Genomic DNA, 3,577 nt, shown 5'->3' with positions numbered 1-3,577 from the left:
GCCGGTGCCTTCACCTCAATGGTCGATGTTCGCCCCGGCATGCTCAGCGTACTGATCGTCGGGCAATTATTGTTCTTCGGTGCGGCGCCATTCCTGTTCGAGTGGCGCGGGATCGATACGCAGGGCTTGCCCGCGTTCGGCTGGGTTGCGGGCTGGATATTGGCGTACATGGCGACCGAGGCGACGGTGAAGGCGATGGGGTCCGAACAGAAGCGCTTCGCCCAGTCGGCGCTCGGCAAATATCTTCCGCCTGATATTGCCGCGATGATCCTCAAGGATCCGACCAAATTGTCGCTTACCGGCGAGCGGCTGTCGATCTTCACCTTGTTCACCGACATCCAGGGTTTCACCAGCCTCAGCCACGTCATCCCGGCCGAAAAGACCGCTTCGATCCTCAACGCCTATCTCGACGGGATGAGCGACATCGTGCTCGCCAATGGCGGCACGATCGACAAGTTCGTCGGCGATGCGGTGGTCGCCTTCTGGGGGGCACCGATCGCCCGCGAGGATGATGGCGATCGCGCGCTGAACGCGGTGCTTGAAATGCTCCATTTCACCCAGAATTTCGGTGCCGACGATGCTGACCGGGCAATGCTCGGCAAGACCCGCATCGGGCTCCACTATGGCGAATCGATCGTCGGCAATTTCGGTGGCGAGGGGCGCATCCAATATACTGCGCTGGGCGACGCGATGAATACCGCCGCACGGCTCGAAGGCGCCAATAAATATACCAAGAGCAACGCCCTGGTCAGCGATGAGGCCCGCGCCAGGACCGCAACCCAGGACATTTTCCGGCCGATGGGGCGGATCACCTTGTCGGGCCGGTCGACCCCGATCGTGGTGTGGGAGCCAAGCCCCTCGTCCGATCCGGCGCAGCGTCTCGAATTGACACGCTTGTGGCGTCAGTTCGAAGCTGGCGACAAAGAAGCGCTGCATGCCCTTGAAGCAATCGCAGCAATGTATGATAATGATATAGCTTTATCGAATCTCGCCAATCGGCTCCGGCAAACGGGTCCGGGCGGGTCATTTGTGTTGGGGGAGAAGTAAGATGAACAGGTGGATGATGGCCGGCTGCGCGATCGCGCTGGCAACGTCGGGCGTCGCGGCGCAAGCGGCGGTGCTGGTCGTGCGCTCATCGGGGCCCTCGGCGAAGGCCTATCCTGCGGGCAAGGCGCTGGCCGAAAACCAGCCGATCCAATTGCGCAACAACGACGTGGTGATCCTGCTTGATTCGCGCGGCACGCGGACGCTGCGCGGCCCCGGCACCTACAGCACGTCGGTCAGCAATGGCGGCTCGACCGCGGCCATCGCCGCGCTGTCGGGCCAGTCCAACGCTCGCCGAAGCCGCGTCGGGGCCGTCCGTGGCGGCCCAACCGGCGCGACTTCGGGCCGCAACGTGTGGCAGGTCGATATTGGTCGGTCGGGCAATGTCTGCATCGCCAATCCGGCCGACATCGGTCTGTACCGCGCCGATTCCGACACCGCCGGGCGCGTGACGCTCAAGCAATTGGGCAGCAACAACATCGCCACGGTTGATTTCGCCGCCGGGCAGAAGAACGCCGCTTGGCCGGCCACGCTGCCGGTCGGCGCGGGCAATCGTTACGAAGTGCGTGGCATCGGCCCGACAATCACGCTCAGCGCGCGCCCGATCGCGCCCGTGCCCGCCGGGCTTGAAGGTCTGGCCCAAAGCCTGATTCGCAACGATTGCCAGGCCCAGCTCGATGTCCTGATCGACACCTTCGCGAGCCCGTCCGCGAGTTAGGAACAGCGGGCCGCGACCCGGGGGGAGCGCGGCCCGCTACCGGTTTCAGTTAATCGGGAAACCGCGCCGCTTGAGCAAAGCGGTGACATCCGGATCGCGCCCGCGAAAGGCGCGATAGGCCTCGGCGCGGTCGGTCTCGTTGCCGGTCTGCAGCAGGATCGTGCGGAACCGGTCGGCCACCGTCCGATCGAACGGATTGCCGGTCTCGGCAAACGCGGCCCACGTGTCCGCATCCATCGTTTCCGACCACAGATAGCTGTAATAGCCCGCCGAATAGCCGTCGGACGAGAACAGATGCCCGAATTGCGGCAACCGATGGCGCATCACCATCTCGCGCGGCATGCCAAGCTCGGCCAGCGTCGCTTTCTCGAACGCATCGACGTCGACCACGCCGTCTTCTCGAGTGTGGAGTTTCATGTCGACCAGTGCCGACGACAGATATTCGACCGTCGCAAAGCCTTGGTTGAAGGTCTCCGACGCCTCGATCTTCTTGACCAGGCTGGCGGGCATTGGCGCGCCCGTCTTATAATGCTTGGCGAACCGCTCGAGTACCGGCCGGGTGAGCAGCCAATTCTCGTTCACCTGACTTGGATATTCGACAAAATCGCGCTGCGACCCACCTAACGAAGGATAGTAAGTTTCGGTCAGCAAGCCGTGGATCGCATGGCCGAATTCATGGAACAGGGTCGATGCATCGTCGAGCGTGATCAACACCGGCTGCCCCGGACCCGGCTTGGTGAAATTATTGTTGTTCGACACCAGCTTCGGCTTTGCGCCGAGCAGGCCGGATGTGTCGCGATAGCCCGTCGCCCACGCGCCCGAACGCTTGCCTTCGCGCGCGTAGGTGTCGAGGTAGAACAGCCCGACCACTTTGCCGGTCTTGGCGTTGGTCACCTCGAAGCTCCGAATGTCCGACTGCCACACCGGCACGGCGCCGGTATTTTCCTTGAACTTCAGGTCGTATAATTGCTCGGCCGACCAGAACATGCCGTTGACCAGGTTCGACAGTTCGAAATAGGGTTTGATCTCGTCCTGGGAGAGGTTGTATTTCGCCTTGCGAACCTTCTCCTGATAATAACGATAATCCCATGGCTCGATCGTTTTGACGCCGTCCCGCGCCGCGAACGGCCGCATGTCGGCGACTTCCTCATTGACCCGTTTCACCGCTGCCGGCCAAACGCGCATCATCAGGTCCATCGCCCGCGCCGGGGTCTTGGCCATCGTGTCCTGCATCCTGAAGTCGGCATGAGTCTTGTAGCCGAGCAGATGCGCCCGATCGGCGCGCAATTTGACGATCTGGGCGATCAGCGCATTGGTGTCGTTGGCATTGCCATTGTCGCCACGATTGACGAACGCCTGCCACACCTTCTGCCGAAGCGCGCGATTGCTGGCGAAGCTCAGCACCGGGTCGACCGCCGACCGGGTGTTGCGCACGGCAAAGCGTCCGGCAGGCAGGTTCTTGGCCTTGGCGACGGCACCCGCCGCATCGCGGACGTCCTGCGGGACCCCGGCGAGCTCGGCCGCGCTGGCGGAGAGAAAACTGCCTTCGTCGGCTAGCAAGCGGCTGTTGAAGTCAGAGAAAGCGGAAGCCAGCTGCTGGTTGATGGCGCTGACCTGCGCCTTTTGCGCGGGCGTAAGTTTCGCACCGCGGCGAACAAAACCGTCATAGGTTCGGGTCAATAGCCGCGTCTGCTTGGCGTCAAGGCCAAGACTGGCACGCTGGTTATACAGCGATTCAACTCGGGCGAATAACTTGGGATCGAGCGTGATGCGGTCGAACGCCGCCGACAATTTGGGCGACCATGCCTTGTCGAG

3 protein-coding genes are annotated in these 3,577 nt (G+C 62.6%); 2 read left to right on the top strand and 1 reads right to left on the bottom strand.

The window, feature by feature from the left end:
• Nucleotides 1–1,047 (top strand): adenylate/guanylate cyclase domain-containing protein (locus tag RMN73_RS04320; RefSeq protein ID WP_309602085.1); only part of this gene is annotated, 1,047 nt, incomplete at its 5' end.
• Nucleotide 1,048: 1 nt separating this feature from the next.
• A complete protein-coding gene (locus RMN73_RS04315) occupies nucleotides 1,049–1,762 on the top strand; it encodes a hypothetical protein (protein ID WP_309602084.1) in 714 nt (237 codons plus the stop codon).
• Between the two features lie 45 nt (nucleotides 1,763–1,807).
• On the opposite strand, the gene RMN73_RS04310 is transcribed toward RMN73_RS04315, so the two are convergent.
• A partial coding sequence (locus tag RMN73_RS04310) for a M3 family metallopeptidase (RefSeq protein ID WP_309602083.1) occupies nucleotides 1,808–3,577 on the bottom strand: 1,770 nt, incomplete at its 5' end.

Source organism: Sphingomonas sp. (genome assembly GCF_031372575.1).
GTDB lineage: Bacteria > Pseudomonadota > Alphaproteobacteria > Sphingomonadales > Sphingomonadaceae > Sphingomicrobium.
The sequence above is the reverse complement of the archived record's forward strand: the minus strand, read 5'-3'. Positions and strand labels throughout refer to the sequence as shown.